1 rRNA gene is annotated in these 3,151 nt (G+C 49.1%); it reads left to right on the plus strand.

Going from position 1 to position 3,151, the window contains the following annotated elements:
• The first annotated feature begins 229 nt into the window (after nt 1-229).
• A 23S ribosomal RNA gene (locus ACHUFQ_RS16905) occupies nt 230-3,116 on the plus strand.
• The last annotated feature ends 35 nt before the right edge of the window (nt 3,117-3,151 follow it).

The following is a 3,151-nucleotide window of genomic DNA, read 5'->3' on the forward strand; positions in this document are numbered from 1 at the left end:
GAATGTGTGCATCTTCAATGTTCTTTAACAATTTGGAAAGCTGATATTAAACCCGGTGTTTATATTCAACAACTCGTGTCGCGCGAGGTGTTGGTCAAATATAAATACCAAATCGGATAACGTAAGTTATCCGGCTAATAATCTTTATGATTATTAATTCTTACTCAAGTAATCTATTAGATTGCGTTACTTGTCAGACATACAAAACAAAGTTTTCTTTGGGTTGTATGGTTAAGTGACTAAGCGTATGTGGTGGATGCCTTGGCAGTTAGAGGCGATGAAGGACGTGTTAATCTGCGAAAAGCTGAGTTAAGCCGATAAAAGGCGTTATAGGCTCAGATGTCCGAATGGGGAAACCCACCCAGTGTAAGCTGGGTATCGTTAAGTGAATTCATAGCTTAACGAGGCGAACCGGGAGAACTGAAACATCTAAGTACCCCGAGGAAAAGAAATCAACCGAGATTTCCTTAGTAGCGGCGAGCGAACGGGAATTAGCCCTTAAGCGGTTTGTAAGTTAGTGGAATGAGCTGGAAAGCTCAGCGATACAGGGTGATAGCCCCGTACACGAAAATGAACTTACCGTGAAATCGAGTAGGTCGGGACACGAGAAATCTTGACTGAATATGGGGGGACCATCCTCCAAGGCTAAATACTCCTAACTGACCGATAGTGAACCAGTACCGTGAGGGAAAGGCGAAAAGAACCCCTGTGAGGGGAGTGAAATAGAACCTGAAACCGCATACGTACAAGCAGTGGAAGCCCTTCGGGGTGACTGCGTACCTTTTGTATAATGGGTCAGCGACTTATGTTCTGTAGCTAGGTTAACCGAATAGGGGAGCCGTAGCGAAAGCGAGTGTTAACTGCGCGTTTAGTTGCAGGGCATAGACCCGAAACCCGGCGATCTACCCATGGGCAGGTTGAAGGTTGAGTAACATCAACTGGAGGACCGAACACACGTATGTTGAAAAATGCGGTGATGACCTGTGGGTCGGAGTGAAAGGCTAATCAAGCCGGGAGATAGCTGGTTCTCCCCGAAATCTATTTAGGTAGAGCCTCGGACGAACACCATTGGGGGTAGAGCACTGTTAAGGCTAGGGGGTCATCCCGACTTACCAACCCTTTGCAAACTCCGAATACCAATGAGTGCTATCCGGGAGACACACTGTGGGTGCTAACGTCCATAGTGGAAAGGGAAACAACCCAGACCGCCAGCTAAGGTCCCAAAGTCATAGTTAAGTGGGAAACGATGTGGAAAGGCATAGACAGCTAGGAGGTTGGCTTAGAAGCAGCCACCCTTTAAAGAAAGCGTAATAGCTCACTAGTCGAGTCGGTCTGCGCGGAAGATGTAACGGGGCTAAACTATGCACCGAAGCTGCGGATTTAATCTTAGGATTAAGTGGTAGGGGAGCGTTCTGTAAGCCGTTGAAGGTGAACTGAGAAGTTTGCTGGAGGTATCAGAAGTGCGAATGCTGACATGAGTAACGATAATGGGGGTGAAAAACCCCCACGCCGAAAGACCAAGGTTTCCTGTCCCATGTTAATCAGGGCAGGGTAAGTCGGCCCCTAAGGCGAGGCGGAAACGCGTAGTCGATGGGAAACAGATTAATATTTCTGTACTTCTATATATTGCGAAGGAGGGACGGAGCAGGCTAGGCAAGCATGGCGTTGGTTGTCCATGTGAAAGTATGTAGGCTGAAGAATTAGGTAAATCCGGTTCTTCTTAAGGCTGAGATACGAGACGAGTGTCTACGGACACGAAGTTGTTGATGCCCTACTTCCAGGAAAAGCTTCTAAGCATCAGATATATAGGAACCGTACCCCAAACCGACACAGGTGGTTAGGTAGAGAATACTAAGGCGCTTGAGAGAACTCGGGTGAAGGAACTAGGCAAAATAGTACCGTAACTTCGGGAGAAGGTACGCCGGCTAGGGTGATGAGACTTGCTCTCTAAGCCTCGGTCGGTCGAAGTAACCAGGTGGCTGGAACTGTTTATTAAAAACACAGCACTGTGCAAAATCGAAAGATGACGTATACGGTGTGACGCCTGCCCGGTGCCGGAAGGTTAATTGATTGGGTTAGCGCAAGCGAAGCTCATGATCGAAGCCCCGGTAAACGGCGGCCGTAACTATAACGGTCCTAAGGTAGCGAAATTCCTTGTCGGGTAAGTTCCGACCTGCACGAATGGCGTAATCATGGCCACACTGTCTCCACCCGAGACTCAGTGAAATTGAATTTGCGGTTAAGATGCCGTATACCCGCGGCTAGACGGAAAGACCCCGTGAACCTTTACTATAGCTTGACAGTGAACATTGCTCCTACATGTGTAGGATAGGTGGGAGGCTTTGAAACTTTGTCGCCAGATAGAGTGGAGCCAATCTTGAAATACCACCCTTGTATGCGTGATGTTCTAACCTAGGCCCCTAATCGGGGCTGGGGACACTGTCTGGTGGGTAGTTTGACTGGGGCGGTCTCCTCCCAAAGAGTAACGGAGGAGCACGAAGGTTGGCTAAGTACGGTCGGACATCGTACGGTTAGTGCAATGGCATAAGCCAGCTTAACTGCGAGATAGACACATCGAGCAGGTACGAAAGTAGGTCATAGTGATCCGGTGGTTCTGTATGGAAGGGCCATCGCTCAACGGATAAAAGGTACTCCGGGGATAACAGGCTGATACCGCCCAAGAGTTCATATCGACGGCGGTGTTTGGCACCTCGATGTCGGCTCATCACATCCTGGGGCTGAAGTCGGTCCCAAGGGTATGGCTGTTCGCCATTTAAAGTGGTACGCGAGCTGGGTTTAGAACGTCGTGAGACAGTTCGGTCCCTATCTGCCGTGGGCGTTTGAGAATTGAAGAGGGCTGCTCCTAGTACGAGAGGACCGGAGTGGACGAACCTCTGGTGTTCGGGTTGTCACGCCAGTGGCATTGCCCGGTAGCTATGTTCGGAACTGATAACCGCTGAAAGCATCTAAGCGGGAAGCAGGCTTTGAGATGAGTTCTCACTGGGACTTTAAGTCCCCTAAAGGGTCGTTGGAGACTACAACGTTGATAGGTCAGGTGTGTAAGTGCTGCGAGGCATTGAGCTAACTGATACTAATTGCCCGTGAGGCTTAACCATACAACACCAAAGAGAATTGTGTTGTCTGACACGCA

The sequence above is a fragment of the Thalassotalea litorea genome (assembly GCF_043642205.1).
Lineage (GTDB): Bacteria > Pseudomonadota > Gammaproteobacteria > Enterobacterales > Alteromonadaceae > Thalassotalea_A > Thalassotalea_A litorea.